26 protein-coding genes and 1 tRNA gene are annotated in these 25958 nt (G+C 70.2%); 15 read left to right on the top strand and 12 right to left on the bottom strand.

All coding sequences use genetic code 11. From position 1 onward, the window contains the following. Window positions 1-107: 107 nt before the first annotated feature. A complete protein-coding gene (locus HDA30_RS00675; RefSeq protein WP_158495470.1) occupies window positions 108-794 on the top strand; it encodes a hypothetical protein in 687 nt (228 codons plus the stop codon). Between the two features lie 30 nt (window positions 795-824). Here the strand turns inward: HDA30_RS00675 and HDA30_RS00670 are convergent, their stop codons facing one another. Beyond that, a complete protein-coding gene (locus tag HDA30_RS00670) occupies window positions 825-1418 on the bottom strand; it encodes a GtrA family protein (protein WP_158495469.1) in 594 nt (197 codons plus the stop codon). Window positions 1419-1701: 283 nt separating this feature from the next. Between HDA30_RS00670 and HDA30_RS00665 the strand changes: the two genes are divergently transcribed. The 4 genes from HDA30_RS00665 to manA are packed head-to-tail and all read left to right on the top strand — an operon-like array spanning window position 1702 to window position 6342. Continuing rightward, a complete protein-coding gene (locus tag HDA30_RS00665) occupies window positions 1702-2880 on the top strand; it encodes a 5-(carboxyamino)imidazole ribonucleotide synthase (protein ID WP_184240786.1) in 1179 nt (392 codons plus the stop codon). Window positions 2881-2930: 50 nt separating this feature from the next. Further along, window positions 2931-3503 (top strand): 5-(carboxyamino)imidazole ribonucleotide mutase, encoded by a 573-nt coding sequence (gene purE / locus HDA30_RS00660; protein WP_158495467.1) that lies wholly within the window; start codon window positions 2931-2933, stop codon window positions 3501-3503. After that, the gene (locus tag HDA30_RS00655; RefSeq protein ID WP_184240785.1) at window positions 3500-5080 is read left to right on the top strand and encodes an LCP family protein; all 1581 of its coding nucleotides are present in this window, start codon (window positions 3500-3502) and stop codon (window positions 5078-5080) included. Before purE ends, HDA30_RS00655 begins: the two co-directional genes overlap by 4 nt. 29 nt (window positions 5081-5109) lie before the next feature. Beyond that, on the top strand, window positions 5110-6342 hold the full coding sequence (gene manA / locus HDA30_RS00650) for a mannose-6-phosphate isomerase, class I (protein WP_184240784.1): 1233 nt from the start codon (window positions 5110-5112) through the stop codon (window positions 6340-6342). 108 nt (window positions 6343-6450) lie between these two features. Here the strand turns inward: manA and glpX are convergent, their stop codons facing one another. Then, entirely contained in the window at window positions 6451-7467 is a 1017-nt protein-coding gene (gene glpX, locus HDA30_RS00645) for a class II fructose-bisphosphatase (RefSeq protein WP_184240783.1), read from the bottom strand. A gap of 124 nt (window positions 7468-7591) precedes the next feature. Here glpX and HDA30_RS00640 point away from each other — a divergent pair, with 124 nt between their 5' ends. From HDA30_RS00640 to HDA30_RS00625, 4 genes are all read left to right on the top strand, one after another. Then, window positions 7592-8170 (top strand): DUF4245 domain-containing protein, encoded by a 579-nt coding sequence (locus HDA30_RS00640; protein ID WP_158495463.1) that lies wholly within the window; start codon window positions 7592-7594, stop codon window positions 8168-8170. Between the two features lie 44 nt (window positions 8171-8214). Further along, on the top strand, window positions 8215-8853 hold the full coding sequence (locus HDA30_RS00635) for a carbonic anhydrase (RefSeq protein WP_288817799.1): 639 nt from the start codon (window positions 8215-8217) through the stop codon (window positions 8851-8853). A gap of 19 nt (window positions 8854-8872) precedes the next feature. Continuing rightward, on the top strand, window positions 8873-10309 hold the full coding sequence (locus HDA30_RS00630; RefSeq protein ID WP_158495462.1) for a class II fumarate hydratase: 1437 nt from the start codon (window positions 8873-8875) through the stop codon (window positions 10307-10309). Between the two features lie 252 nt (window positions 10310-10561). Further along, window positions 10562-11305 (top strand): hypothetical protein, encoded by a 744-nt coding sequence (locus HDA30_RS00625; RefSeq protein ID WP_158495461.1) that lies wholly within the window; start codon window positions 10562-10564, stop codon window positions 11303-11305. Between the two features lie 53 nt (window positions 11306-11358). Here HDA30_RS00625 and HDA30_RS00620 read toward each other — a convergent pair whose 3' ends face one another. Further along, on the bottom strand, window positions 11359-11829 hold the full coding sequence (locus tag HDA30_RS00620; protein ID WP_184240782.1) for a prepilin peptidase: 471 nt from the start codon (window positions 11827-11829) through the stop codon (window positions 11359-11361). Window positions 11830-12409: 580 nt separating this feature from the next. Between HDA30_RS00620 and HDA30_RS00615 the strand changes: the two genes are divergently transcribed. Continuing rightward, window positions 12410-13153 (top strand): hypothetical protein, encoded by a 744-nt coding sequence (locus HDA30_RS00615; protein ID WP_158495459.1) that lies wholly within the window; start codon window positions 12410-12412, stop codon window positions 13151-13153. Between the two features lie 94 nt (window positions 13154-13247). On the opposite strand, the gene phoH2 is transcribed toward HDA30_RS00615, so the two are convergent. Continuing rightward, window positions 13248-14606 carry an RNA 5'-3' helicase PhoH2 gene (gene phoH2, locus HDA30_RS00610; RefSeq protein WP_246418755.1) on the bottom strand — a complete coding sequence of 453 codons (1359 nt, stop codon included), beginning with the start codon at window positions 14604-14606 and terminating at the stop codon, window positions 13248-13250. A 236-nt stretch (window positions 14607-14842) separates the two neighbouring features. On the opposite strand from phoH2, the gene HDA30_RS00605 reads away from it, so the two are divergent. Continuing rightward, window positions 14843-15544, top strand: a complete 702-nt coding sequence (locus HDA30_RS00605) for a rhomboid family intramembrane serine protease (RefSeq protein WP_158495458.1) — start codon at window positions 14843-14845, stop codon at window positions 15542-15544. Here HDA30_RS00605 and HDA30_RS00600 read toward each other — a convergent pair. Beyond that, window positions 15515-16270, bottom strand: coding sequence for an isoprenyl transferase (locus HDA30_RS00600; protein ID WP_184242221.1), 756 nt, complete (start codon window positions 16268-16270; stop codon window positions 15515-15517). The genes HDA30_RS00605 and HDA30_RS00600 overlap by 30 nt on opposite strands. A 215-nt stretch (window positions 16271-16485) precedes the next feature. Here HDA30_RS00600 and trhA point away from each other — a divergent pair, with 215 nt between their 5' ends. Next, window positions 16486-17169, top strand: a complete 684-nt coding sequence (gene trhA, locus HDA30_RS00595) for a PAQR family membrane homeostasis protein TrhA (RefSeq protein WP_246418667.1) — start codon at window positions 16486-16488, stop codon at window positions 17167-17169. 64 nt (window positions 17170-17233) lie between these two features. Here the strand turns inward: trhA and HDA30_RS00590 are convergent, their stop codons facing one another. Both HDA30_RS00590 and mca read right to left on the bottom strand, forming a co-directional pair. After that, the gene (locus HDA30_RS00590) at window positions 17234-17659 is read right to left on the bottom strand and encodes a hypothetical protein (RefSeq protein ID WP_343059246.1); all 426 of its coding nucleotides are present in this window, start codon (window positions 17657-17659) and stop codon (window positions 17234-17236) included. Between the two features lie 11 nt (window positions 17660-17670). Continuing rightward, window positions 17671-18639, bottom strand: coding sequence for a mycothiol conjugate amidase Mca (gene mca, locus HDA30_RS00585; RefSeq protein WP_246418753.1), 969 nt, complete (start codon window positions 18637-18639; stop codon window positions 17671-17673). A 178-nt stretch (window positions 18640-18817) separates the two neighbouring features. On the opposite strand from mca, the gene HDA30_RS00580 reads away from it, so the two are divergent. From HDA30_RS00580 to HDA30_RS00570, 3 genes are all read left to right on the top strand, one after another. Further along, window positions 18818-19279, top strand: a complete 462-nt coding sequence (locus tag HDA30_RS00580; RefSeq protein ID WP_184240780.1) for a DUF4307 domain-containing protein — start codon at window positions 18818-18820, stop codon at window positions 19277-19279. Between the two features lie 194 nt (window positions 19280-19473). Beyond that, on the top strand, window positions 19474-19968 hold the full coding sequence (greA, locus tag HDA30_RS00575) for a transcription elongation factor GreA (RefSeq protein WP_158495453.1): 495 nt from the start codon (window positions 19474-19476) through the stop codon (window positions 19966-19968). A 197-nt stretch (window positions 19969-20165) separates the two neighbouring features. Beyond that, window positions 20166-20900: a GPP34 family phosphoprotein gene (locus HDA30_RS00570; RefSeq protein ID WP_184240779.1), complete on the top strand. Its 735-nt coding sequence runs from the start codon at window positions 20166-20168 to the stop codon at window positions 20898-20900. 58 nt (window positions 20901-20958) lie between these two features. Here HDA30_RS00570 and ilvA read toward each other — a convergent pair whose 3' ends face one another. From ilvA to HDA30_RS00545, 5 genes are all read right to left on the bottom strand, one after another. Beyond that, on the bottom strand, window positions 20959-22338 hold the full coding sequence (gene ilvA, locus HDA30_RS00565; protein WP_184240778.1) for a threonine ammonia-lyase: 1380 nt from the start codon (window positions 22336-22338) through the stop codon (window positions 20959-20961). Next, entirely contained in the window at window positions 22338-23555 is a 1218-nt protein-coding gene (locus HDA30_RS00560) for an AI-2E family transporter (protein WP_184240777.1), read from the bottom strand. Before HDA30_RS00560 ends, ilvA begins: the two co-directional genes overlap by 1 nt. 79 nt (window positions 23556-23634) lie before the next feature. Beyond that, window positions 23635-24570 carry an aldose epimerase family protein gene (locus tag HDA30_RS00555; protein WP_184240776.1) on the bottom strand — a complete coding sequence of 312 codons (936 nt, stop codon included), beginning with the start codon at window positions 24568-24570 and terminating at the stop codon, window positions 23635-23637. A gap of 143 nt (window positions 24571-24713) precedes the next feature. Further along, window positions 24714-25589 (bottom strand): Bax inhibitor-1/YccA family protein, encoded by an 876-nt coding sequence (locus HDA30_RS00550; RefSeq protein ID WP_184242217.1) that lies wholly within the window; start codon window positions 25587-25589, stop codon window positions 24714-24716. Window positions 25590-25833: 244 nt separating this feature from the next. Beyond that, a tRNA-Leu gene (locus HDA30_RS00545) sits at window positions 25834-25908 on the bottom strand. Window positions 25909-25958: the final 50 nt, after the last annotated feature.

The raw sequence follows: 25958 nt of genomic DNA, 5'->3' as shown, positions 1-25958 counted from the left end.
ACTGTTCAATTACATCGTTGTAAGTAACTCCCGTCAAGCCGAGCGCCCCGTTGACCCCCGGCGCTGCAGCCCGGTCACGAACCCTCTGAACATGCCAGACTGGCGGCATGGTCAGCCTCACCATCACCGCCGATGACGCCCCGTTCGCCCGGCGTCTGGCCTCCACCGCCCGCCCCGTCCTGATCCACCTGCCGGCCTCCGCAGCGCAGAGCGCTGACCCCGGCACCCGCCCTGCGGACACGGGCGTCGACGACCGCATCGAGATCTCCGGGACGGTCCTGATGCGCTGGGCCGCCAAGGTCCACGGTCTGTGCCTCGAGGAGGACCTGACCGACGGCACCCGGCTCCGACTGGACGCCCCGCTGCACTGGATGTCCCTGGCGGTCGCCCTCGGGTTCGCGTTCGCTGGAGCGGAGCTGGTCGAGGAACGGGCGGACGCCGCACTCCTCACGGATCCCGACCATGCCCGCGGTCGGGAGCTGCCGCTGGTGCTCTCCCCGCCCCGCGGACTGCAGCCGATGCACACCGCCGAGGTCTCGGTGCCCGCCGACGCCGTGGACCTGGCCGACGCGCTGCCGACCCAACCGGATCTCTACGACGGCGATCCGGAGGCCGTCGCCCCCGGCCTCCTGCTGCCGCGCAGGCCCGAGTCCGAGTCGATCGTGTGGGAGAGCGAGCGCTGCGTGGCTTTACTCACGGGAGCCGGCCTGCCCCCCGCGTTGAGCCGGGACCACGTCGAGGCGGCGGTGCGGGCCTGGCACGCCGGCGGCTCGGTCACCCTGCGCGCCGACTGAGCCGGCGACCGGGCGCGCCGGACGACCCCGTCAGCCCGCGCGCTCATGCCCGGCGTCGGCGCCACGCGGAGCCTGCGGCGTCGAGGCATCCTCCGGCGCGAGGCGATGCCGCTCATTCGGCACGTAGGGCATCTCGCCGGTGATCAGGGCGGGCGCCTCAGCATGGTCCGGAGCCCCGTCCAGGTGCGACTGGAACACCCAGAACCGATACGCGAAGTAGCGGAACACCGTGCCGAAGAACAGGCCGATGACGTTGCCGGCGATGAAGACGCTGCGCTGGTCGTCCAGGCCCATCCAGTACTGGCAGACGAACACACAGAACGCCTGGATGCCCAGGCCGATCGCGTTCATGATCAGGAACATCACCAGTTCGCGCACCTTATTGCCGTTGCGGTGCTGCCGGAAGGTCCACAGGCGGTTCGCCAGCCACGAGAACAACGTCGCGACGATGCCGGCGACGATCTTGGACTTGACGTTCGACCCCTCCATGGGCCCGTGCATCAGCCACCACCAGACGCCCGAGTCCACGACGAACGCGGCGGCGCCGACCACGCCGAACTTGGCGACCTCGCGCCAGAGGGTGCGGACGAGCTCCCGCAGTCGAGTCCAGAGTTTCGAGAGCATGCGAGACGTCGTCCTCACAGTGATTCGGGGGCAGAAGGCAGTGCCGGACAGGGCCCAGGCGTGGCAGTCATTCTAAGCCGGGCACTCGCCGGACGCCGGGGCGGGACGGCACGCCTCCGTGGCCGCTGCCCGTCCCCACGCGATCTCGGACACACTCTCCCCGGCGAATCCGCGCCGTTCCGGCCCGAGCAGATCCTGAGGCCCAGCGGATGCCCAGCAGATCATGCGCCCTCCCCCAGACACGACCACCGGGGAGCACAGCCGGGGCCGGTAACCTACTGCGGTGACTTTTCCTCGACTCGGAATGATCGGCGGCGGACAGCTCGCCCGGATGACGGCCGCCCCGGCGGACCAGCTGGGCGTGCCCTTCTCGGTGCTGGCGGAGGCCTCGGACGCCTCGGCCGCCCAGGTGGCGAGGCACGTCGTCGGCGACCACACGGACCTGGACGACCTGCGCGCATTCGCGCAGACGGTCGACGTGATCACCTTCGACCACGAGCACGTGCCCACCGCGCACCTGCAGGCCCTCGAGGCCGAGGGCGTGGCCGTGCGCCCCGGTCCGGCGGCATTGCGTTACGCCCAGGACAAACTGCAGATGCGCGCCGCCGTCGAACGCCTCGGCCTGCCGAACCCGGCGTGGTCCCCCGTGGAGGACCTCGAGGCCGTGCTCGCATTCGGGGACGCGCACGGCTGGCCGATGATCCTGAAAACCCCGCGCGGCGGCTACGACGGCAAGGGCGTGCTCAAGCTCGACTCGGCTGACCAGGCCCGCGCCTCCGCGACCGACGGTACGCTCGGCACCTGGCTGGCCGCGGGCATCTCGCCGCTGCTGGCCGAGGCGTTCGTCCCGTTCACGCGCGAGCTCTCAGCCCAGGTCGCCCGCACGCCCTCCGGCCAGGTGCGGGCCTATCCCGTGGTCGACTCCCTGCAGACCGACGGCGTGTGCGACCTCGTCGTGGCCCCGGCCCCCGACCTGCCTGACGAGCTCGCCTCCGCCGTCGCCGCCGCGGCGGTCAGGATCGCCGAGTCGCTCGGCGTCGTCGGCATGCTCGCGGTCGAGGTCTTCCAGACGGGCGAGGGTGCGGCGGACTTCCAGATCAACGAGCTGGCGATGCGTCCGCACAACTCGGGCCACTGGTCCATGGACGGAGCCGTGACCGGTCAGTTCGAGCAGCATGTGCGCGCCGTGCTGGACCTCCCGCTCGGCGACACCCGACCGCTGGGGGCGCACACCGTCATGAAGAACCTGCTCGGCGGCCGGAACCAGGACCTGTACTCGGCTCTGCCTGCCGCTCTCGACGCCGCCCCGAACGCGAAGATCCACACCTATGGCAAGGACGTCAAGCCCGGACGCAAGATCGGCCACGTGAACGTCGTGGCGGAGACCCCCGACGACATCGCGGCGGCACGCGAGGCCGCCGAGCGCGCCGGCGCAATCCTGCGCGACGGCTCCTCGGACTGACCCCGTCCCCTTCCCTTGTCCTCTCGAGACATCCACCGCCAGGAGGCACCATGAACCCGCTCGCTCCGGACACCCGACCGCTGCAGCAGGAGCCGGCCCGCGTGGCCGTCGTGATGGGCTCCGACTCCGACTGGCCCGTCATGCAGGCTGCGGCCGAGATGCTCGCGCGCTTTGACATCCCGGTCGAGGTCGGCGTCGTCTCCGCTCACCGCATGCCGCAGGAGATGGTCGAGTTCGGCCGTCGCGCTCACGAGCGCGGCATCCGGGTGATCATCGCCGGCGCGGGCGGCGCGGCTCACCTGCCCGGCATGCTCGCGTCCTTGACCCCGCTGCCGGTCATCGGCGTCCCCGTGAAGCTGAAGTCTCTCGACGGCCTGGACTCGCTGCTGTCGATCGTGCAGATGCCCGCGGGCGTGCCGGTGGCCACCGTGTCGATCGACGGCGCGGCCAACGCGGGCCTGCTGGCCGCTCGGATCCTCGCCGCCGGCGAGGACGAGGCGGCCGCCGCACTGCGCGACCGCCTGGTCGAGTACTCGAGCGATCTGAACACCCAGGCCCGGACCAAGGGCGAGCGCCTGCATGAGCGGGCCGGCGCCGAGGACGCGGCGGCGTCTCGGGCATGAGGCTCGACCGCGACCCGGTCCGCGACCCCCGCTCGGGCAGCGCGTCCGAGCGCACCCGTCGCGCGGGCATCCTGCTGCTGCTGACCCTGCTGGTGCCCGGCGGCGCGCAGGTCGTGGCCGGCAGCCGACGGCTGGGTCGCGCGGCCCTGCGCGTCACTCTCGCGGTGTGGGTGCTTGTGGCCGTCGCCGCTGTGCTGTTCGTCGTCGCCCGGGGCACCCTGCTGAACCTGGTGACCAACCCGGTCGTGCTGACCGTGCTCATCGCCGTCCTGGTCGTTCTGGCGCTCGGCTGGGCGTTCCTGTGGTTCGACACGTTCCGCCTGGTGCGGCTACACCTGCTCGCCCCGGGGGCGAAGAAGGCCACGGTGATCGCGACCGTGCTGGCTCTCGTCGTCTCCAGCGGCGGGCTCGCCTACACCGCCTGGCTGGCGAACTCGGGCCGCTCCGCCGTGAGCACGATCTTCGGCTCGGGCCCCGCGGTGGAGGAGGTCGACGGGCGGTACAACTTCCTCGTCATGGGCGGCGACGCCGGCGAGGGCAGAGCGGGGCTGCGCCCCGACTCGATCCACGTCGCCTCCGTGGACGCCGACACCGGGTCGACCGTGCTGTTCTCGATCCCCCGCAATTTCCAGAACGCGCAGTTCAGCGAGGACTCCCCCCTGTGGCGGGCCTATCCGAACGGCTTCGACTGCGGCGACGAGTGCATCATCAACGCGCTCTACATGGACGTGATGAAGAACCACCAGGATCTCTACCCCGAGGCGGAGGACCCGGGCGCCGAGGCCATGATGGACGCCGCCGGCGGCATTCTCGGGCTCGAGGTCACCGGCTATGTGCTCGTGGACATGGACGGGTTCTCGAAGCTGATCGACTCGATGGGCGGGGTCACCATCACCACGGGCGGGTGGGTCACGCATCGCGGTCAGCGCCCCGACGGACAGTGGGGCAACGTGTGGTGGGAGCCGGGCACCCACACGTTCGACGGCGACGACGCCCTGGCCTTCGCTCGCTCGCGGAAGTTCGCCTCGGACTACTCGCGCATCCGCCGCCAGCAGTGCATGCAGCAGGCGATGCTGGACCAGTTCACCCCGGCGACCGTCCTGACGAAGTTCGAGGGCATCATGGCGGCCGGAGAGCAGATCGTGGAGACGAACCTGCCGCAGTCCCAGCTCGGCACCTTCGTCGACCTCGCCGAGCGCTCGCGCGGGCAGCAGATGGAGCGGCTCACCATCGGCGCCCCGGACTTCGGCACGCAGGCCGAGAAGTTCTCCACGTATCCCGACTTCGACCGCATCCACACCCGCGTCGACGAGCTGCTCGCCGAAGACGCGGCCCAGGCGGCCGGAACGGGCGCCTCGCCGCTGCCGCTGCTGACGGTCGTGGCGCAGGACGAGGAGCCGATCGCGGAGCAGGACGGGGTCCAGGAGGACGATCCCGACACATGGCCGGCTCCCCCGACCGAGTACCAGGGGCAGCCGATCACCGACGAGCTGCTCATGCAGCTCGAGGACGCCGGGAACGAGGCCGCGCTCAGCGAGATTGCCGCCACGAACGAACTGTGCTCCTCCGGCGGCTGACGTCACCCCCGCTCACCTAGTCTGGTCTCATGCACGTTCTCGACGCTCCCATCCGCGACTACGCCTGGGGTTCCACCGATCTGCTGGCCGAGCTGCAGGGGCGCACCCCCACGGGCCGCCCCGAGGCGGAGATGTGGCTGGGCGCCCACCCCGGCGCCCCGAGCCTCGCCGAGGTCGACGGTCGCGCGATCGGACTGGATGAGCTGATCTCCGCCGATCCCGACCGACACCTCGGCCAGGCCGCTCGCTTCGGCCGGCTGCCGTTCCTGATGAAGCTGCTCGCGGCCGGCGAGCCGCTGAGCATCCAGGCCCACCCGACGCTCGAGCAGGCCCGAGCGGGCTTCGCCGCCGAGGAGGCCGCCGGCGTGCCGCGCGACGCAACGCACCGCAACTACCGCGACGACAACCACAAGCCCGAGATGATCGTCGCGCTCACCCCGTTCGCCGCACTGTGCGGGTTCCGCCGGACCGAGGACTCGAGCGCGACCTTCGAGCGCTTGAGCGCACACATGCGCGAGCACGCCGACGGCGAGGTCACCGAGGCCGCCGCCGAGGTGCGGCGCCTGCACCTGCTGCTGGCGGAGGCGGACCTGGCCGGCGCGTTCGAGGCCCTGCTGACGCCGGGCTCGGTGTTCCGCCGCGGAGGCACGGCCGAGGTCGTCTCGGTGATCGAGGCCCTCCCGGACCTCGAAGCGCTCGAGCCCGAACTGGCCACGGCCCTGCAGATCTCGCGCGTCCATCCGGACGACCCTGGGGTGCTCGTCGCACTGCTGCTCAACCGCGTCGACCTCGTGCCCGGTCAGGCGATCCACCTGCCCGCCGGCAACGTGCACGCCTACCTGCACGGTCTGGGCGTCGAGGTCATGGCGTCCTCGGACAACGTGCTGCGCGGCGGGCTGACCGCCAAGCACGTCGATGTCCCCGAGCTGGAGAAGGTCGTGGCCTTCGAGCCGCTGCCGGTGCCCTACACGAACCCCGAGCAGGTCGCCGAGGGACACGTGCTGTTCCGCCCGCCCTTTGAGGAGTTCCGGCTCCACCAGGTCAGCCCCGACGGTCGGACCGTGCCGGTCGTCGAGGCGAACGGCCCGGCCATCGCCGTGGCCACGCGCTCCTCGGTCGAGGTGTCGTGCGGGGACGAAGCCGTCGTGCTCGGCCCCGGCCAGGCGGTGTTCGTCAGCGCCGACGAGACCACCGGCCGTCCCCTGCGCGTGCGCGCGGCAGAGGACGGGCACGCGATGGCCCACATCGCGACCGTCGGCTGAGCGCCGCACGCACGCCCGGGCCCCATGCCGCCTGGTCACCACGTGAGCGGGCCGCCCCGCGACGTCAGTCGCGGGGCGGCGCGGCGGTCGTGAGGGTCCTTCAGCGCATCAGCGTGCCTGCTCCAGCCACGTCGACCACTTGGCGACGTCATGCTCGGCGTCGACCGTACGCACGGTTCCGGACTTCGAGCGCAGCACGATCGACTGGGTGTGCACGCGATGGTCCTGGTAGCGGACGCCCCGCAACAGATCACCGTCCGTGATTCCGGTCGCGGCGAAGTAGCAGTGGTCCGAGGTGACGAGCTCATCGGTTGTGAGCACCGCGTCCAGGTCCAGGCCCGCCTCGAGCGCCTTCTGCTTCTCGGCGTCGTCAGTCGGGGCCAGACGACCCTGGATCACGCCGCCGGTGGCCTTGATGGCGCACGCGGTGACGATGCCCTCGGGCGTGCCGCCCACGCCCATCATCATGTCCACGCCGGTGCCCGGACGGGCCGCGGCGATCGCGCCGGCCACATCGCCGTCGAGGATGAACTTCACCCGGGCGCCGGCCTCACGGATCTGCTGGACCAGGCCCTCGTGGCGAGGGCGATCCAGCACGCAGACGGTCACCTGCGAGACGGGCTTGTCCAGAGCCTTGGCCACCAGGGTGACGTTCTGCTTGACGGGCAGACGCATGTCCACGAACTCGGCGGCCTCGGGGCCGACCACGAGCTTGTCCATGTAGAACACGGCCGAGGGGTCGAACATGGTGCCGCGCTCGGCGACGGCGAAGACGGACAGCGCATTGTTGTAGCCCATCGCGGTCAGACGGGTGCCGTCGATGGGGTCCACGGCGACGTCCACGGCGGCGCCGGAGCCGTCGCCGACCTTCTCGCCGTTGAACAGCATGGGCGCCTCGTCCTTCTCGCCCTCGCCGATCACCACCACGCCGTCCATGTTGACGGTGTCCATGAACGAGCGCATCGCGTCCACGGCCGCCCCGTCGGCCTTGTTCTTGTCGCCGTACCCGACCCACGGGCTCGCGGCGATCGCGGCCGCTTCGGTGACGCGCACCAGCTCCATGGCGAGGTTGCGGTCCGGCACATGGTTCTCGTACCCGGTGTTCTGCGAGGACGCGGTGGTCATCTCTCTCCGATCCAGATCGCCTCACGCCGCGGAGTGCTCTCACGACGTCGGGGCCTCCTTGCCCCGCGCCCATCCTACGTGCGGCCCGCCGCTCGTCCTCGGCGCGTCCGAGGACGGTGGCAGAATGCTGCAGGTGAGTTCCCCCGGAGAGTCGCTTCCCCCCGCACCGCCACCGCGCCTGACCCCGAAGCAGGCCAAGCGCGCGAGCAGCTCGTCGGTGGCCATGCTGCTGTGCGTGCTGGCGACGTTGGGCATCTCCGCCGCGCTCATGCTGCTGCAGCCGCGCCCGGCTGAGGCCCCGCGCCAGGACCGCGTCGACGTCGCCGCCGAGGCGGAGACCGTCCGATCCGGCGGCGGCCTCGACGCCCTCGCGCCTGCGGTGCCCGACAAGTGGGACTCCAGCTACGCTCGCACGCGGGTGACGGACGGTGTCCCGGTGTGGGAGGCCGGCTGGGTGGTCACGGACGACGTGTTCGCCGGGCTCACCCAGACCGACCAGTCCAATCCCACCTGGCTGTCCCAGGAGACCGGGAATCCGGTCCCGGGCGGCGAGCAGAGCGTCGGCGGCGTGCGCTGGCAGCCACGCGAGGCCGGCCACGAGCGACATTGGGTGGGCGAGGTCGACGGGGACACCGTCATCCTCACCACCACCGGCGACGAGGACGTGCTGCATGAGTTGGCACGCGCCGTCACCGGCCCCTGACCGCCACCCCGTTCCCTTCCCGACGACCACCACAGGAGCATCCCGTGACCGACACCGCCACCGAGCAGACCCCGCTGACCCCCGGCCGAGCCCTCGCGATTCTCGAGGAGGGAAACCGTCGCTTCGTCGCCGGCACGCCCGGACACCCGAACCAGGGTGCCGACCGACGCAGCGCACTGACCCAGGGGCAGAATCCGATCGCCGTGATCTTCGGCTGCTCCGACTCGCGTCTGGCCGCGGAGATCATCTTCGACGTCGGCCTGGGCGACATGTTCGTCGTGCGCACCGCGGGCCAGGTGATCGACGACGCCGTCCTCGGTTCCCTCGAGTACTCGGTGGACGTGCTGAACGTGCCGCTGGTCATCGTCCTCGGCCACGACTCGTGCGGTGCCGTCACGGCGGCCGTCGAGTCCTACGCCACGGGTCAGATGCCCCCGGGGTTCGTCCGCTCGCTCGTCGAGCGCATCATCCCGTCCGTGCTCGCGGCGAAGCAGAACGACGTGCACGATGTGAACGGCACCGTCGCCGAGCACACCGACCAGACCTGCGACCGCCTCGTCGCCAGCTCCCGTTCGCTGTACCGCGCGGTGCGCGACGGCCGCACCGCCGTCGTCGGACTGACCTACTCCCTCGCGGACGGCACGGCGCAGCGCGGCCGCGTGATCGGGGACCTCGAGGCGTGAGCCTGACTAGGATGACCCCATGACCGCACAGAACACGGATTCGCAGACCACCGGGCAGCAGTTCCGCATCGAGCACGACACGATGGGTGAGGTGAAGGTGCCGGTCGACGCGCTGTACCGCGCCCAGACCCAGCGTGCCGTCGAGAACTTCCCGATCTCCGGCAAGACCCTCGAACCGGCGCACATCCACGCGCTGGCGCAGGTGAAGAAGGCCGCGGCCACGGCGAACGCCGAGCTCGGCGTGATCTCGCAGGAGCGGGCCGACGCGATCATCGCCGCCGCCGACGAGGTCATCGCCGGCAAGCACGACGACCACTACCCGATCGATGTGTTCCAGACCGGTTCGGGCACCTCGTCGAACATGAACACCAACGAGGTGCTCGCGACGCTGGCGTCCCGCTCGCTCACAGAGTCCGGCTCCGAGACCGAGGTGCACCCCAACGACCACGTGAACGCCTCGCAGTCCTCGAACGACGTGTTCCCCACGTCCGTCCATGTCGCCGTGACCGGTGCGCTGGTGAACGACCTGATCCCGGCGTTCGAGCAGCTGGCCGCCTCGCTCGAGAAGAAGTCACAGGAGTTCTCCTCGATCGTGAAGTCGGGCCGCACCCACCTGATGGACGCCACCCCGGTGACCCTGGGCCAAGAGTTCGGCGGCTACGCCGCTCAGGTGCGCTACGGCATCGAGCGTGTGCAGTCCTGCCTGCCGCGCGTGGCCGAGGTGCCGCTGGGCGGCACCGCCGTCGGCACCGGCATCAACACCCCGAAGGGCTTCTCGGCCCGCGTGATCGAGCTGCTGGCCGAGGAGACCGGCCTGCCCATCACCGAAGCCCGCGATCATTTCGAAGCCCAGGCGAACCGTGACGGCCTCGTCGAGGCTTCCGGCCAGCTGCGCAACATCGCCTACTCGCTGATGAAGATCAACAACGATCTGCGCTGGATGGGGTCCGGCCCGAACACCGGTCTCGGCGAGATCGCGATCCCGGACCTGCAGCCGGGGTCGTCGATCATGCCGGGCAAGGTCAACCCGGTGATCTGCGAGGCCGCGATCATGGTTTGCGCTCAGGTCATCGGCAACGACACCACCGTGTCCCTGTCCTCGACGAACGGGGCGTTCGAGCTCAACGTGGGCATCCCGGTGATGGCCGCCAACCTGCTCGAGTCGATCCGCCTGCTCGCCAACACCTCCCGGGTGATGGCCGAGAAGATGATCGACGGCCTGACCGCGAACGAGGAGCGTTGCTCGTTCCTGGCCGGCGCCTCCCCGTCGATCGTGACCCCCCTGAACAAGGTGATCGGCTACGAGGCCGCGGCGAAGATCGCCAAGCACTCCGTCGCCAACAAGATGACCGTGCGCGAGGCCGTGCTGAATCTCGGCTACGTCGAGCGCGGTGAGATCACCGAGGAGCAGCTGGACAAGGCCCTCGACACCATGTCGATGACCCACCCGGAGTGATCTGAGGCCCGCCGGATGAGCGCCGCGCCCCCGAGCAGTCGGTTCGGGGCCGCGGCGCTTCTCTGCACTCAGGCGCCTTCGGTTTCCCTCGCCTGCCGACATCAAGAAATCAACGTCGAAAAAGTCATAGTGAACGCCCAGTCCAGCCGTCTGTCCATGCACAGGGGCAAATGTCACAGTGAGGTGGAATGGCGCACCGGGTGTCATGAACGCCCCACATCACGCGCCGCCCCAACCATCCGAAGGACGCACATGACGAATCAGACCCGTCCCACCTCTCTCTCGCGACGCACGATCACCCAGGGTCTGGCCTGGACGACGCCCGCCGTCGCCCTCGCCGCCGCCGCGCCGGCCTCGGCCGTGTCCCAGGTCACGGGCACCAACAACACCATGCAGTACTTCACGGACCGCTTCTACCGGTCCGCGAGCTCCCTGGGCACCTGCACCGTCGATGCGCAGGGCGGTTACCTCAGCACGCAGGGCACCGCTACGACCGGTTCGCCCCGCAACACGTCGAACGTGGCCTCCGCCGACGGCAAGCTCAGCACCACGTCCTCGGTCGGAGTCTGGATCGAAACCGCCAACACCGTCTCCGGCACGGCCGTCGTCAACTCGGTCACCCAGACCTTCGTGTTCAGCCAGCCGATCCGGATCGTCGATCTCGCCTCGTCAGGCGCTCGGACCACCGGCACGTGGCGCTGGTCCAAGAGCAACGACCTGAACGGCTGGACCTACACCCTGTCGGCCGACGGCAAGACGCTCACCCTCACCTATGCCGGCCCGACCCTGCTGGAGACCTCCACGGGCGTGAACGGCACCGGCACATATCTGCCCGGTTACTTCCTGAACTATGAGTTCACGAACACCACACGCACGTTCTGCCCTGCCACCAGCAAGAGCTCTTTCACCGTGAAGAACTCCATCACTGCAAGCTGGACCGACGCGAACGGAACACACACCTTCACGAAGTCGACGACCGGCGCCATCGTCGCCTGATGACGCGCGCGGAGTGCGGGCGTGCACGCGTCGCCCGCGCTCCGCGCGCTCGGTCACGTCGCCGCCAGCACGAGCGCACCGAACGCGCCCAGCATCATGGGCGGGCCGTAGGGCAGGGAGGAGTCGATCCGTGCACGGCCCAGCACGACGGCTCCAAGAGCGGCCAGCCCGCCGAGGACAACGCCCAGGAGTGCCGCCACAGCGGTGACGCCGAGCCCCCAGAGTCCGGTATAGGCGCCCAGCCCGACCGCGAGCTTCACATCCCCCATTCCCAACTGCCCTCGGCTGAGCAGCCGCAGGACACCCATGGACAGGGCGTAGCCGGCTGCCCCGAGCACTGCGCCGATCAGGGCGCTCACGGTGCCCGCGAGCAGACAGACCACGCCGGCCGTCACGAATCCGCCGAGGGCAAGGAGCCCCGTCCACCGATTCGGCAGACGATGCTCGCGTGCATCCCACCGCCACAGACACCCGCAACAGATCAGGCCCCAGAGGCCTCCACCGATCAGCACGACGTGCACCACTACTGCCCCTCCACCACCGCCGTGACCGCGGCCTTGAGTCCTCAGCTCTTCCGGGGCGATCCTATGCGGGGAGGCGCTCTTCCCCGCCCGCGTCCACAGGCGTAGCATCGGGGCACCCAGATGGTGACGGACCACGTCGGCTCATCGGCATTCCCGGCTACAGTCGGCCTCTTCACCGTCCATGGCAGTTCTTCCATGGCAGTTCACAGCGAAGACCACTTGCGTTTAGCCTCTCGACACCGTAGGTTTAAAGACGTCGCGCGAGGTGATCGCGCGATCCGACAGACTCCATGGCCTCGTCATCCCGTTTCATGGGGCCATGGTCGGCGGGCTTCCTCGGTCCCCTCATCCCCCCTCCACGGGGCCGAGCACCCCCGCCACGGGGCCGCTGCCATTCGGCAGCGGCCCCTCTTTCATGTCATGTGCCCCACCCAACAGCGTCTGTGCCGTCGACGCGAGGGGCAGGCCCCGCCTAGCCTGGGCGACGCGCGTTGGCCGGGTTCAGCCTCACGTGGCCACGCCGGGTTCGGCACGTCATGACAGTTCGAACCCCACATCGAACCTCAACCCCAGGAGAATCATGAACGACGTGACCCGTCGTACCCTCGTGCGAGGCACCGCGTGGTCCGTGCCCGCGGTCGCCGCCTCCGCCGCCGCACCCGCTCACGCGACGAGCACCGTCCCCTGCGAGCCCGTCACCGCGATCGTCGACTGGGAATCGGCCCAGTTCACCCGCGTCAGCGCGACACAGGCCTATTACGAGATCCCCCTGTCGGACGGCACCACCATCCGGATGGACATCAACAGCACCTTCAGCCAGATGAACTCGGGGGACGCCTGGACCCGCGTCAACGACAACCTGGCCTTGTCCGAGTTCAACATCGGCGGCACCGGTCAGCCCGGCCTGGTGCTGCATCAGAACAACTGGTACCACTGGAACACCTACGGCCACCAGGACGTCACCTTCACGTTCGACCGGCCGATCGCGTCGATCGACTTCGCAGTCACGGACATCGACGCCTCACGCGGCGACTTCGTCGACGCCGTGTCGATCTCGGACAACCTGGTCACCACACCCAACCCCGGCATCGGCCCCCGACCCTACAACGGGCGGACCCACTACCTCCCTGACAAATTCGTGCTCTACGACAACGCGAGCGGCGGCAACAACCTCAAGGCCCACGGGGAGAACATCACCAAGTTCACCATCCGGTACTCGAACTTCGATCAGGAGTGGCAGTACGCCACGGGCAAAAAGCAGGACCGCGACCAGCGGGTGTTCCTCACCGACTTCAAGCTCACGGTGCCGCCCACGGACTGCTGAGACCCCAGCATCCCCGCCTGTGCGACACGACGAGGGGCGCCCGGACCTGAGGGTCCGGGCGCCCCTCGCGTGTGCGGGCGCCTCTCGGCGCAGCTCAGTGCTCGCGTTCCTCCAGCAGCTCGGTCACCAGCGCCGCGATCGGCGAGCGCTCCGAACGAGTCAGCGTGATGTGGCCGAACAACGGATGCCCCTTGAGCGTCTCCACGACGGCCGAGACTCCGTCATGCCGGCCCACTCTCAGGTTGTCGCGCTGGGCGACGTCGTGCGTGAGCACCACGCGGGCGTTGCGTCCCATGCGTGAGAGCACCGTGAGCAGCACGTTCTTCTCGAGCGATTGCGCCTCGTCGACGATCACCCATGCGTCGTGCAGGGACCGGCCACGGATATGCGTCAGCGGCAGCACCTCGATCAGGTCCCGTTCCATGACCTCCTCGATCACCGGTTCCGAGACGACCGCCGAGAGCGTGTCGTAGACCGCCTGCGCCCACGGGTTCATCTTCTCGGCCTCTGAACCCGGCAGATAACCCAGTTCCTGCCCTCCGACCGCATACAGCGGGCGGAAGACCATGATCTTGCGGTGCTCCTGCCGTTCAAGGACCGCTTCGAGCCCCGCACACAGCGCCAACGCGGACTTGCCGGTGCCGGCGCGGCCGCCGAGCGAGACGATCCCGACGGACGGGTCGAGCAGCATGTCGATCGCCAGCCGCTGCTCGGCGGAACGGCCGGCCAGCCCGAACAGCTCCCGGTCCCCGCGCACCAGATGGGCGCGTGTGTCGGCGCCGACGCGCGCCAGGGCCGAGCCGCGCGGCGAGGTGAGCACGAGCCCGGTGTTCACCGGCAGCTCCTCGGCCGGCCCCTGCCCGTCGGGCAGCTCCGGGGTCTGTTCGATGTACTCGCCCAGCACGTCGATGTCTGCCAGCGGCACGGCGCCGCCGTCGTAGAGCTCGTGGATGGTGGCTTCGTCGAGGCCGAGGTGCGCCACCCCGGTCCACCCCGTGTCCCGGACCTGGTCGTTGCGGTATTCGTCGGCGGTCAGGCCCATCGCCGAGGCCTTCACCCGCATCGGCAGGTCCTTCGAGACGACGGTGACGTCGCGCCCCTCGTCAGCGAACGCCTTCGCGACCGCGAGGATGCGTGAGTCGTTGTCCGTGCCCCTGATGCCGAAGGGCAGCACGTCCGTGGAGATGTGGTTGAGCTCGACGCGCAAGGTCCCGCCCTCGGCGTTGAGCGGGATGTCCGCCGCGAGCGAGCCGTGGCGCATGCGCAGGTCGTCGAGCAGGCGCAGAGCCCGACGAGCGTAGTAGCCGAGCTCCGGGTCGTGCCGCTTGTTCTCCAGCTCCGAGATGACCACCAGCGGGAGGATCACCTCGTGCTCGGCGAAGCGCAGCGTGGCCCGCGGATCCGACAGCAGCACAGAGGTGTCCAGCACGTAGGAACGCTCGCCGACGCTCAGACGTTCGCGACTGCGTTCCCCCTCCCGTTCCTCCGCAGCGGCGTCGTGCGCGACGGTCAGGTTCTCCAGCGAGGTGTCCACAGTCGGGCCCTTTCTGATGATTCGGTGACGACGACCACGCTAGGCTCCGACGGTGACGGACGGGCCGCCTCGGCGGTGAATGTCCCGTGAACCGGTGGTGACCGCGGTCGGCGGACGCCCCGACCTCGTCCTCCACGAGACCTCCGGGAGACCTCATGCGTGATCGACTGCTGCCGAGCCTCGAATCGAGCCTGTCCGCGGCCAGCTCCGAGGGCCCCGGAGAGGGGCTGCTCGGCGCTCTTCTCAACGGCTCCGGGGCCGCCCTGCTGCGGTGGTTCGGACCGACGCTGATCCTGCTGGCCCTCATGTTCGTGTGTTTCCCGGTCGGATGGCTGGGCGGGCCCGCCGTGCAGGCGACGTTCGCCGTCGTGCCGCGCACCATGGACGGGCTCGCGGGGATGTTCTCGATGCCCGTCATGCACGGTTCATGGCAGCATCTGGTCGGCAATGCCGCCGTCGTGCTGGTGCTGTCCCCGACCGCCGCGCTCGTCTCGCGCCGGCCCTGGTACCTGACGACGGTGTGCTGGCTCGGTGCGGGGCTGCTCACTTGGTTGCTCGGGACGCCGGGAGCGCACATCGGCGCCTCGGGCATCGTGTACGCGTTCACGTGCTTCCTGCTGGTGTACGGATTCTCGGCGCGACGGTGGCTGACGCTGTCGATCTGCCTGCTGGTGACCGGCCCGCTGCTGGGCGGCACGATCGCCGGGCTGATCCCCCAGGCGGGCGTCTCCTGGAGCGCGCACCTGGCTGGTGCCATCACCGGCGTGCTCGCGGCCCTGCTGCTCGGCAAGATCGACCGGGTCGAGGGCGGTCGGCCCCCGCTGGACTCAGGCTCCGAAGCGGCGCTGACGGCCTGAGAAGTCGCGCAGCGCGCGCAGGAAGTCCACACGCCGGAAGTCCGGCCACAGCGCTTCGCAGAAGTAGAACTCCGAGTACGCGGACTGCCACATCAAGAACCCGGAGAGCCGCTGCTCCCCCGAGGTGCGGATCACCAGGTCCGGATCCGGTTGTCCGCGGGTGTACAGACGGTCCGAGATCTGCTCGACGCTGAGCCGGTCGGCGACCTCCGCGGCCGTCCGCCCCCGCCCATGCGCCTCGTGGAGCAGCTCACGCACCGCGTCGACGATCTCCCGTCGGCCGCCGTAGCCGACAGCCACGTTGATATGGATGCCCGTGTTCGACTCCGTCTGCTCGGAGATCCGCCGCAGGCTCTGCGCCAACGTGTCCGGGAGCAGATCGACGGCGCCGACCGGCTGCACGCGCGCCGGCTGACGGTCCTGGCGCGGTTCGGCCAGGCGGCGGGCGGTCTCGTCGATGATCCGCAGCAACGGGGCCAGCTCGGCCTCCGGCCGCGTGAGGTTGTCGGTGGAGAGCATGTACAGAGTGACCACGCGGATGCCCAGGTCGTCGCACCAGCCGATGAACTCGACGATGCGGTCCGCCCCCGCCTGGTGCCCCTGCTCGGTGCTCGCACCGAACGCGCGCGCCCAGCGGCGGTTCCCGTCGACCATCACCCCCACGTGGTGCGGGAGGCGCTGGCGGTCGAGGCGTGCGGCCAGCCGCCGTTCGTAGAGCCGATACATGACCTCGGGCTGTCGCACCCTGACGATCACCTCTTCCGTTCGACTCCTGACTGACGTGGCCGACCCGCGGGGCCAGGACGACGTCCGACCGGTCCGCCCTTGAAGGATACGCGCCGCAGCGGGGTCGACGTGTCGTGGCCGTCGCTGGGGACCGGTCTCGGCGCGTCCCGTCCACCCCGACGCTCGGATCCCGCGTCGGTGACAGGATGAAGGACATGACCTCTGCCCGCCTGCGCATTCCGCGGGTCACCGACCCGGACGACCCTCTGTTCAAGCCGCGTCTGCGCGGCTGGAGCCACGCCGCGATGATCCCGGTGGTGCTCGTGGCCAGCGTCGTGCTGCTCGTGCTCGCCCCGACCGCGACGCTGCGCTGGGCCTGCGGAGTGTACGCCGTCACCGGACTGGCGCTGTTCAGCGTCTCGGCGACCTACCACCTCGCGCAGTGGAACCCGACGGTGTCCCGCGTGCTCAAACGACTGGACCACACGAACATCATGCTGGTGATCGCCGGCACCTACACCCCGCTGGCCGCATGCCTGCTCTCACGGTCCAGCGCGACTCTGCTGCTGTGGCTGATCTGGGTCGGTGCCGCCGCGGGCGTCGCCTTCCGGCTGCTGTGGACCGACGCGCCGAGGTGGCTCTACACCCCCGTGTACGTGGTGCTGGGGTTGGCGGCGCTGTTGTACATCGGCGAGTTCTTCGACGCGTCCGCGCCCGCCGCGGTGCTGATCTGCGTGGGCGGCGCCGCCTACATCGTCGGGGCCGTGTGCTATGCGCTGAAGGCGCCGACGCTGCACCGCGAGTGGTTCGGCTTCCACGAACTGTTCCACGCGTTCACGGTGGCCGGATTCTCCTGCCACTACGTCGCGATCCTGCTCGGCGTTCTGGCTGCGCGCTGAGCGGCAGCCCGCGAGGGCGGGAGCCTGATCCCGACGACGCCGACGACGCCGCGCCCAGACGAGGTCACCGGCCGGTGTCGGGCTCCCGTGGTTCCGGTGTCGGTTCGGCGAGATATCCGGGGTACTTGGCCTGCAGCCGGGCCAGACGGTCCCCGGCGTCCGCGTCGAGCTGCTCTCCGGCCGCCCGCTGCTCGGGCGTGAGATGACCCTGGTGCCGCTCCACCAGCATGGCCTCCGCGTCCGGCGAACGCTGCTGCACACGCCGCACGGAACGGACCATCAGGCGCAGCACGATCACCGCCATGGCCACCATCAGGGCGGTGAACAGGAACCCTTCGATGCCGGGAGTGATGTCCGTCTTGTCCAGCCCGGGGCGCAGAGTCGGCTCCGGCACGGCGGGCGCGGGTGCCTCGTTCTGCGCATCGGCGCCGAGCACGATCCGCGTCAGCGGGGCCGTGAGGGCCAGGGGCAGGTCGGTCCAGGTGTTCACAGCGGTCCAGTCTACTCGCGCGGTCGGAGATCCTCGGGCGAGCCGACCCGGCCCGACCCCTCGCGCAGGCCGTGGAAGAGGTCGTCCTCAGGCAGGGTCACCGGCACGCGGGAGTCCACCAGCACGTAATCCTCCCAGGGCCAGCTCTCGCGGATCATGTCGTTCGGGGTGTCGAAGAAGAATCCCTCGGGGTCCACCTGCGTCCGATGCGCCCGCAGTGCAGCATCCCGCCGCTCGAGGTGGGAGCCAACGGGAACCTGAGTCGTCACCTCGTGCGCGGGGATGAACCACCCGGGGGCGTCCTCCGGGTCCGGGACGTCCTCGCCCGCGGCCTGCCGCTCGCGCGCCTCGCGCAGCCGCTCCATGGCGTCGTACATGACGATCCGTTTCTCGAGGGGCGACGGGAGCCCGCTGTCCAGGTAGGCCTGATGCAGGGTGCGGTACTTGTCCGGGTTGAAGGCGCGGTCGTAGTACAGCTTCAAGACCTCCCACGGAGCACCGGCCTCGGGATACTCCTCGGCGATCCCGGCGGCACGGTATGCCTCGACGGTCACCTTATGCGCCTGCACATGGTCGGGATGCGGATAGCCGCCGACCTCGTCGTAGCTGATGAGCACGTGGGGGCGGATCCGTCGGATCAAGGAGACCAGGGGCAGGGCCGCCGTGCGCAGGTCCAGGGTCGCGAAACTGTTCGGCGGCAGATCCGGCAGCGGGTCTCCCTCGGGCAGGCCGGAGTCAAGGAAACCGAGCCACTCGTGATCGACGCCCAGAGCGGCCTGCGCCTCGGCCATTTCGGCGCGGCGCACGGCGGCGATGTCACGCTCACACGCGATCGGATCCTCATAGTTCTCGTTGAGCAGATCACCGGCCTCGCCGCCGGTGCAGGTGACCACGTAAACCTCCGCCCCCGCGTCCTCGTACGCGGCCATCATCGCGGCGCCCTTCGAGGACTCGTCATCAGGGTGGGCGTGCACGGCCATCAGACGCAGACCCGCGGACGAGGGCACGCCGGTGGCGGGATTCGGCTCGAGCGGCTCAGCGGCATTCACGCGGCCGCTGTGTCCGACCGGGACACCGCCGGCGGGATGCTCTGCGCTCACGGGATACCTCATTCTTCCTTCGCGGAGGGATCGGGTGCGCCCGGTAGGCTGGCGGGCAATGAAACCCACCGTTCCCGCCGCCGTGGACAGCGGCGCAGACGCGCAGTCGTCCACCCTAGCCAACCGTTACGGACGCCCTCAACGGCGCCCGTCACAGGGGCGACTGCGCCGGATGTGGGCGATCATGGCACTCGTCGCCGCCGTGCTGGTCGCAGCGTGGCTGGCGTTCACGCAGTCCTCGACGGGCATCTCGTTCAAGGACGTCGGCTACGAAGTCGTCGACTCCTCGCTGACTCGAGTGACCTTCCAGGTGGGCGCCCCGGCCGGCGTCGCCGTCGAGTGCGACGTGACGGTGCTGGACGAACAGGCCGGCCCCGTCGGCTTCCGCACCGTCCGCCTCGACGGCCTGAACCCTGAGGACCGCTCGACGCCCGGCGACGACACCCATTACTACACCGTCGACGTGCGCACGGTCGGTCGCGGGGTCACCGGGGTCGTCGACACGTGCCGCGAGCGGTGAGACGCCGGCCCGCGTCGACCGTGGCCCACGCCACCGGCTAGACTGACCCTCAGCATGCACGGCCCCGCCGACCAGGTGACGACGCTCGCTGGTCCCGGCGGGGCTCTGTCATACGGCGCGACGCCGTCATGCGCAGTCCTCTTCCACGCCGCTCCCGCCCCGGGCGCGGCACACGGCAAACGAAGGAGTCCACCATGTCGACGAACTCGGCTGACGCCCCGTGGCTCACCCAGGAGGCGTACGACCGTCTCTCCAAGGAACTCGAGCACATCTCCGGCCCGTACCGCCAGGAGATCATCGACCGCATCGAGGCGGCCCGTGACGAGGGCGACCTGAAGGAGAACGGCGGTTACCACGCTGCGCGCGAGGAGCAGTCCAAGAACGAGGGCCGCATCGCCGAGCTCACGCAGCTGCTCGAGACCGCCCGGGTGGGCGAGGCAGCCGAGGACGACGGCCTCGTGCACCCCGGCACCGTCGTCACCGCCACCGTCGCCGGCGACGAGATGACGTTCCTGTTCGGGAACCGCGAGATCGCCGCCGACGGCGAGGACCTCGAGGTCTACTCGGAGCGCTCTCCGCTCGGCGAGGCCATCTCCGGCGCGAAGGTCGGGCAGAAGGTCTCCTACACCGCGCCGAACGGCAAGGAGATCAAGGTCGAGATCCTCGAGGTCAAGGGCTACGGCGCCTGAGTCAGAGACGACATCGACAGCGGCGTTCGGGCTGTGCCCGACCGCGTGAGTTCCCGGAGGGACGGTCCGCCACGCACGGCGGGCCGTCCCCCCGGGTCGTCTCGGGCCTTGTGCGCCCGCCCATGCTGGCCACCGTGCGCCGCGCTCGGGCCGTCGTCGCCACGGACCGCCGCTGCTAGGTTTGCACCATGCTCACCATGGAGAAGATGCACCTGCTGCTCACCCGCGCGGACGGGTCGAGCGAGTCACCGTCCGCGCACGGCCCGGCCCTTGCGGCGGCGGCCCTGCAGGACCTCGCCGAAGCGGGGGTGGTGCGGCTCGAGGAGTCCCGCGACCCCGCGCAGGCGCGCGTCATCGTCGTCGCCGGCGGAACCGCCGGGCATCCCGTCCTTGACGCCCTGCTGCCCGCCGTCGACAAGGCCGCGAACACGCCGCTGCACAAGCTCGTCGCGGCGGGAACCCCGAAGGCCCGCAAGGCCGTCGAAGCGCACCTGACCGAGCAGGGGCTGCTGAGACGGGAGAAGTCGCTGCTGAGCACGACCCATCTGCCCGCCTCCACGACGGCCCGCCACGAGATCCGGGAACGCCTGGCCGCCGTGCTCACCGGCGGCGCGGAGGCCACCGAAGCCGATGAACTGCTGCTGGCGGCGCTCGGCGAACTGAACCTGGCTCCCACGCTGTTGGCCGGCGCCGGCCGCGAGCAGGGACGACGCGAGCTGGTGCGAGGCATCGCCGCCAAGACCCAGTCGAACCCCTATGCCGTGGCCCTGGGGGCATCGGTGCGGTCCCTGTCCGGAGCGCTCAGCGCCGCGGCCCTGCCCTCCGCCGAGGACGCCGCACGCGAGGAGCACGAGCGGGCCGCCGAGGCCGAGGTGCCGGAGCATCGCGCTTCCACGCAGGATCCGCACGGCTCCAGCCCGCGCACCGCCTGAGCCGGACGAGGGGAGCCGCGCCCGGCGTGCTCCCCTCGGGGCTCCGCCCGGGTTCAGCTCAGTAGAGCCGGTCGCACCGATAGTCGTGCGCGCGCAGCGCGGCGAGCACGCGGGCGGAGTGCTCATGGCCGCGGGTCTCCATGTCGATCACGATGTAGACCCCTGAGACGGCCGGTTCGGGCCCGGCACGGGTGTGGTCCACCCGCACCACGTTTGCCTCGGCCTCCGCGATGATCCGGGAGATAGTCGCGAGTTCGCCGGGCCGGTCGCGCAGCGCGATCCGCACCCCCAGGTATCGTCCGCTCACCGCCAGGCCCGACTGAATGGACTTGAGCATGAGCATTGGGTCGATGTTGCCGCCCGAGAGAACCACCGCCGTCGGCCCCGGGTCGAGGCCGAGCGCCTGGATCCGGCCCGAGAGCAGTGCGGCCGCCCCGACTGCTCCGGCGGGTTCCACCACGAGCTTCGCCCGTTCCATGAGATGGACGATCGCCCCCGCGATCTCGTCCTCGCTGACCGTGACGACGGCGTCGACCGTGTCGCGGATGATCTCGAAGGGCACCTGCCCGGGACGAGCGACGGCAATGCCGTCGGCGATCGTCGACACGCTCTTCAGCGCGGTGACCTGCCCCGCCTCGAGCGAACCGACGTAGGCCGCGGCCTCGGCCGCCTGCACGCCGACGACGCGCACCCGACGCCCGAGCTGCGCGGCTCGCTGTTTCACCGCCAGCGCGACCCCGGCGATGAGCCCTCCCCCGCCCATGCCGACGACGACCGTCTCGACCTCGGGCATCTGCTCGAGGATCTCCAGACCGACCGTCCCCTGACCCGCGACGATCTCCGGATGGTCGAAGGGATGGAGGAGCACGGCGCCGCTGTGCTGCGCGTGACGTTCCGCCTCGGCCAGGGCCTCGTCAACGCTCGCGCCGTGCAGCACCACCTCGGCGCCGTAGGAGCGCGTGGCCTGGAGCTTCGGCAGGGCCACGCCGCGCGGCATGACGATGCGCGCGCGGATGCCACGGCGGGCCGCCGCCAGGGCGACCCCCTGGGCATGGTTGCCCGCCGAGGCCGCGACCACCCCGCGGTCGCGCTCGGCCTCCGTGAGCGCCGCGATGCGGGCGGAGGCACCGCGGACCTTGAAAGAGCCGGAGCGCTGCAGGTTCTCGCATTTGTACTGCACCGTCAGGCCGGTCTGCGCGGACAGCTCTCGTGCCGCCAGCATGGGGGTGGTCACCGCGACGTCCTCGATGCGCGAGCGCGCCCGCTCGATCTGTTCCAGCCCCACCGCCAGATCGGTGCCGGCGACCTGCCCGTCCGTGGGTCCGTTCCGCTCGGGCCGCACCCAGCCGGGCGTCAGGTCCAGGCCGGAGCTCTCAGGAGCAGAGTCGGCTGTGGCGATCCCGCTCTGCTCGCCGGGATCCTGCGCGGCGTCCGGCATCAGCCCTCGTGCGCCGAGGAGCCGGTGCCGGAAACCCGTGCGGCGGAGGGCTCGTGCGCCGGGACGGCCCCGTCGGACACCCCCGCGTCGGCACCGTCCGACGGCGTCCGGTCCGCGTCGCCGGCCTCGGAGTCGCCGTCGGCTTCCTCGTTCTCGTGCTGCTCCTTGCGCAGACCACGCACGAAGGCGTTGAGGAACGCGAGCATCGGCACGGAGAAGACCGCGCCGGCCAGGCCGGCCACCGCGGAGCCGCCGGCCACCGCCAAGAAGACGGCAAGCGGGTGCAGTGCGACCGCCTTGCCCATGATGAGCGGCTGCAGGACGTTCGACTCCAGCTGCTGCACCAGGATCACGACGCCGAGCATCAGGAGCGCATTGATCGGCCCGTTGGCCATGAGCGCCAGCAGGATCGCCAGGGCGCCCGTCGCGACGGCGCCGACCATGGGGACGAACGAGGCGAGGAAGACGAGCACGGCCAGCGGGAACGCCAGGGGCACGCCGAGCAGCCACGCGCCCAGGCCGATGCCGAGCGCGTCGATGGCCGCGACTACGATCTGCACGCGCACATAGGAGCCGACGGCGTGCCAGCCGGAGCGCCCAGCGTGGTCGATGGCGCGGCGGTGGGCACGCGGCACGAAGCGCAGGCAGAACGCCCAGATCCGGTCGCCGTCATAGAGGAAGAAGATGAGCGTGAACAGAGCGATGACGATCCCCGCCAGGATGTTCGTCGCCGTGGAGCTGAAGCTCATCGCCCCGGACATGATGGCCCCGGAGTTCTCCTTGAGCGTCGACATCATGCTCTCGAGCCCGCCGCCGGAGCCGCCGATCGGCAGACCCATGCCTTCAGCCCAGGCCATGGCCGACTTCACACCCTTGCTGATCTGCTCGCTCATGTCCGCGAAGCCGGTGACGAGCTGCTGGCCGGAGAGGGCGAGCAGACCGGCCACCCCGAGAATCAGCGCCAGCACGCTCAGCAGGGACGCGGCGATGGCCGGCAGGGTGATGTGCAGGCGTCGGTGCAGCGGCTCCAGCAGAGAGGCGAGCAGGGCCGCCACGATGACCGGGATGAGGATCAGCGTGACGTGGCCGAGCAGCCAGAGCACGACGCCGACCATCAGGACGACGGCGATCACCCGCCAGGCCCAGGCCGCCGCGACCGACAGCCCGTAGGGGACGTCCCGATCGATCTTGCGTTCGGTGGGTGAGGCCAACGTCATGTGCTTCTCCTCGGCATCAGGCGGGGCCGGTGCGGCCCACGGCGGGTCGCCTGAGCCTACCGCGCGTCCGCGGCGGTCTTCATCCTCTAGGCCGCAGGCCCCAGCGCCCCAGCAGGCTCTCCCCCGCCTCCAACCAGCGGAGGGAGCGTCCGGTGTTCAGGGCGTTGGCCGGCATCGTGAGCGGTTCCACCGCGACGGCGTGCTCGCGGCCGGGAAGCCGGTCCGTGACGAACACGTGCGTGTACGCGAAGACTTCGTCGGACCACAGGGTCAGCTCGCTGCCGTCCGGTGCCTCCAGACGCGCCTCGTGCCGACCGTCGTGCGCCGCCAGATCGGTCAGACACACGTCGACCGGCTCTGCGCCCACGCTCTGTCCGTCGCGGTAATCGTGCCGGCTGCCCTGCACCGGATGGTCGGCGATGGGTATCAGGCTTTCGTCGGTGTCGATCCACGTATCGGCCTCGACGGTCAGACGCAGCAGCCGACTGGGTACCTCGCCGATCCTCAGGAACGGGTGGGCGCCGAAGCCTGCGGGGGCCGCGACGTCGGTGCGGTTGAGCAGCCGCTGGCACACGGTGAGATCCCCGTTCTCGGCGAGGGCGTACTCGACCCGGTGCGTCATGCGGAAGGGCCAACCGTGCTGCGGGTGGATCTCTCCGCGCAGCACGACGCGGTCCGCGGTCACGGCCTCCGGAATGAACTGGGTGTTGCGCAGCAGCCCGTGGCTGGCGTGCCCGCGGGTCGGCTCCGTGACGTCCAGCTGCTGCTGCGCTTCGTGGAGGCTCCAGCGAGCGCCGGCGACGCGGTTGGGCCACGGGGACATCTGGATGCCATTGCCCGCCGGCGGAATGCTCTGGGCTGGATACGGCTCGACGTAGTCGATCCCGTCGACGCGGTACTCGCGCAGCGCCCCGGCGAGTCCGACGACCGTGGCCTCGGCCGTGCCAGAACGCAAACGGTACTGGGCTCCTGTGGCCGCGGAGTCGTCTCCAGACACGGCGTGCTGGGCGGTCATGTGTCTCCTTTCAGAACGCCAATGCAGGCGTCGTCAGGGCTGCGGCGAATGGGGGCGCGCCCCCGGCACGGACGAACGCCCCGGCATCTGGGCGGCCGGGGCGTTCGTGACGGGCGGTCCCGTCGAGACGGTCGTGCTGACGGTCAGTCGTCGCCGCGCAGGATCGCGAGGATGCGCAGGATCTCGACGTACAGCCAGATCAACGTGACGGTCAGGCCGAAGGCCACGGTCCAGGAAAACTTCTCCGGGACGCCGTTGCGCACGCCGTCCTCGGCCATCTGGAAGTCCATCACCAACGAGTAGGAGGCGAGCAGGACGGCCAGCAGGCCGATCACGACGCCGATCATGCCCGAACGCATGCCGAACATGGAGTCGGTGACGCCGAAGAGCATCATGCCGACGTTGACGAGGGAGAAGACGAGGTAACCGAGCATGGCGATCATGAAGATCTTGGTCATCTTCGGGGTCGGGCGGAACTTACCCGAGGAGAACAGCGCCAGGGTCACGGCGAACACGGACAGAGTGCCCAGCACGGCCTGCACCACGATGCCCGGGTACGTGCCCTCCATGATCGAGGAGAATGCGCCAAGGAAGAGGCCCTGCGCGGCCGAGTAAGCGAGGATCAGCGCCGGCGAGGGGTTCTTCTTGAACGCGTTGACCAGGCCGAGGACGAAGCCGATGATCGCGCCGACGATGCCGATGCCGGGGAACATCCACCCCACGGCACCGCCCACGACGACCAGCACGAGGCAGAACGCGGTCTTGCCCACGATGTCGTTGTACGTCATCCGTCCGGTGTCGGCCGGGCCGGCCGCGGGGGCCGCGTACATCTGCTCGAGGTCCGGGGCTCCGGCCTGCTGCCCGTAGGGGGCCTGGCCGTACGGCCGCTGGCCCTGGGGCGCCTGGCCGTAGGGGGTCTGGCCGTAGGGGGTCTGCGCGGCCCCCTGCGGGGCACCGGCATACCACGAGGGCTGCGACTGGCCGGAGTGCATCTGCTGTTGGAAGTTCTTGCTGTTCATCACCGGATTGGCCACGGCGGTCTCCTTCGGTGGGAAAGGCCCGCGCCTCGGTCCACCGTGCGGTGTTGGCCGAACGGTCGAGTCCGCGACGGGCGGGGCGACAGAGTGTCTTGGCTCAGTCTAGTGCGGATGCGCCGCTGCTGACAGCCGAATACCGGGTTCAGCAGGGCGGACGACCCCGCTTTCACGCTGGGCGTAGCGGACGTCCGACGGGACCATGCTGGTGCCATCGGCGACGGCACGGTGCCCCCGGTGGGACTCGAACCCACACCGATGACGATTTTAAGTCGCCTGCCTCTGCCGATTGGGCCACGGGGGCGGGGACGGCCAGCACGGCCGACCGTCGCACGGCGGCGTCCCCGCTGGGAA

The organism is Micrococcus cohnii (genome assembly GCF_014205175.1).
In the GTDB taxonomy this organism is placed as follows: Bacteria; Actinomycetota; Actinomycetes; order Actinomycetales; family Micrococcaceae; genus Micrococcus; species Micrococcus cohnii.
The sequence above is the reverse complement of the archived record's forward strand: the minus strand, read 5'-3'. Positions and strand labels throughout refer to the sequence as shown.

Excerpts from the sequence above, each read along its gene's own strand:
- HDA30_RS00560 (WP_184240777.1), bottom strand. The coding sequence starts at position 23,555 with ATGACGTTGGCCTCACCCACCGAACGCAAGATCGATCGGGACGTCCCC.
- HDA30_RS00580 (WP_184240780.1), top strand. The coding sequence starts at position 18,818 with ATGAAACCCACCGTTCCCGCCGCCGTGGACAGCGGCGCAGACGCGCAG.
- HDA30_RS00640 (WP_158495463.1), top strand. The coding sequence starts at position 7,592 with ATGCTGCAGGTGAGTTCCCCCGGAGAGTCGCTTCCCCCCGCACCGCCA.
- HDA30_RS00625 (WP_158495461.1), top strand. The coding sequence starts at position 10,562 with ATGACGAATCAGACCCGTCCCACCTCTCTCTCGCGACGCACGATCACC.
- greA (WP_158495453.1), top strand. The coding sequence starts at position 19,474 with ATGTCGACGAACTCGGCTGACGCCCCGTGGCTCACCCAGGAGGCGTAC.
- HDA30_RS00570 (WP_184240779.1), top strand. The coding sequence starts at position 20,166 with ATGGAGAAGATGCACCTGCTGCTCACCCGCGCGGACGGGTCGAGCGAG.
- HDA30_RS00615 (WP_158495459.1), top strand. The coding sequence starts at position 12,410 with ATGAACGACGTGACCCGTCGTACCCTCGTGCGAGGCACCGCGTGGTCC.
- glpX (WP_184240783.1), bottom strand. The coding sequence starts at position 7,467 with ATGACCACCGCGTCCTCGCAGAACACCGGGTACGAGAACCATGTGCCG.
- HDA30_RS00605 (WP_158495458.1), top strand. The coding sequence starts at position 14,843 with ATGCGTGATCGACTGCTGCCGAGCCTCGAATCGAGCCTGTCCGCGGCC.
- HDA30_RS00670 (WP_158495469.1), bottom strand. The coding sequence starts at position 1,418 with ATGCTCTCGAAACTCTGGACTCGACTGCGGGAGCTCGTCCGCACCCTC.
- HDA30_RS00550 (WP_184242217.1), bottom strand. The coding sequence starts at position 25,589 with ATGAACAGCAAGAACTTCCAACAGCAGATGCACTCCGGCCAGTCGCAG.
- HDA30_RS00630 (WP_158495462.1), top strand. The coding sequence starts at position 8,873 with ATGACCGCACAGAACACGGATTCGCAGACCACCGGGCAGCAGTTCCGC.
- HDA30_RS00655 (WP_184240785.1), top strand. The coding sequence starts at position 3,500 with ATGAGGCTCGACCGCGACCCGGTCCGCGACCCCCGCTCGGGCAGCGCG.
- HDA30_RS00600 (WP_184242221.1), bottom strand. The coding sequence starts at position 16,270 with ATGTATCGGCTCTACGAACGGCGGCTGGCCGCACGCCTCGACCGCCAG.
- ilvA (WP_184240778.1), bottom strand. The coding sequence starts at position 22,338 with ATGCCGGACGCCGCGCAGGATCCCGGCGAGCAGAGCGGGATCGCCACA.
- HDA30_RS00675 (WP_158495470.1), top strand. The coding sequence starts at position 108 with ATGGTCAGCCTCACCATCACCGCCGATGACGCCCCGTTCGCCCGGCGT.
- manA (WP_184240784.1), top strand. The coding sequence starts at position 5,110 with ATGCACGTTCTCGACGCTCCCATCCGCGACTACGCCTGGGGTTCCACC.
- mca (WP_246418753.1), bottom strand. The coding sequence starts at position 18,639 with ATGGCCGTGCACGCCCACCCTGATGACGAGTCCTCGAAGGGCGCCGCG.
- trhA (WP_246418667.1), top strand. The coding sequence starts at position 16,486 with ATGACCTCTGCCCGCCTGCGCATTCCGCGGGTCACCGACCCGGACGAC.
- HDA30_RS00555 (WP_184240776.1), bottom strand. The coding sequence starts at position 24,570 with ATGACCGCCCAGCACGCCGTGTCTGGAGACGACTCCGCGGCCACAGGA.
- purE (WP_158495467.1), top strand. The coding sequence starts at position 2,931 with ATGAACCCGCTCGCTCCGGACACCCGACCGCTGCAGCAGGAGCCGGCC.